We start from the raw sequence: 936 nt of genomic DNA, 5'->3' as shown, positions 1-936 counted from the left end.
CCAGCCATTCGGCATGGCCGGTGTGCCGGCTGCTGACGACACCCGCCACCCGGGCTGCCCCGTGGGCACGGAGCCGGCCGAAACGGCGGGCCACGGTGCGGTCGGAGACGCCGAGCACATCGGCGATCCTGCTGAAGGCGGCGCGTCCGTCGACCTGGAGGGCATGCAGGAGCCGCAGGTCGACGGAGTCGAGCGTGACCGAATCCACCAGGGCAGTCTAGGGCGGTGTCGGATACCGGCGTGTGGGCCGGAACCAGGGGGCCCGGGCGGGCGGGCGCGTGGAACATCACCCTCATGACCGGCGACATCCACGGCATCCGCCGCACCGGGGCCCTGACCCGCGACCCGCCACCGTGCCCGGCACGGTGGCCGCGCGGCCACCGGTCGTCCGGGCGTCGGACGCCGCCGAGGGCGCGCTCCCCGGCGATCGGGCCCCGGGGCCCCTCGTCCTCGGCCGCCCCCGGCCGTCGCGGCCGAGGACACGCGGCGCGCCCGCAAGCCGTCGGGCGGAGCGGTACGGCCACCGGCCCGACAGCCGGGCGGACGGGTCCAACCCTCGTCACCGCGCGACGTGTACGGGCCCGGCCCGTCCCCGGCGCCGGCCGAGCGATGCCCCGGTCCCGCCGGCGCCCCCGAAAGACCACACCACCCGAAAGACCACGCCACGCGGGCACCGGACCGTCCCGCGCGGCCTGCCCCGCACGCACACGCCCGGCACCGGTGGCCGAGGGCCGTCGCCAGCGCCCTGCCCGGCGTGCCGTGCGCCTACCGGAGGAACTCGTGTTCGTCACTCTCCTGCTTCTCGCCGGTTCCACACTGGTGTTCCGCTGTCTCGGCGCGCTGGGCGTCAGCCGCTTCTCGACCTGGCGCGCCGCGTCCGCCCACGGCATGGCCCTCATGCTGGTGGCCACCGCCGCCGCCCACTTCGCCCCGTCG

1 protein-coding gene is annotated in these 936 nt (G+C 77.0%); it reads right to left on the bottom strand.

The annotated features are described in order from the left end of the window. Positions 1 to 208, bottom strand: a 208-nt coding sequence (locus IH13_RS0133790; protein WP_031090570.1) for an AsnC family protein, incomplete at its 3' end; no start/stop codon positions are given. Positions 209 to 936: the final 728 nt, after the last annotated feature.

The sequence above is a fragment of the Streptomyces sp. NRRL WC-3549 genome (assembly GCF_000721935.1).
Taxonomy (GTDB): domain Bacteria; phylum Actinomycetota; class Actinomycetes; order Streptomycetales; family Streptomycetaceae; genus Streptomyces.
Note: the sequence above shows the minus strand (reverse complement) of the source record. Positions and strands in the feature narration are given on the sequence as shown.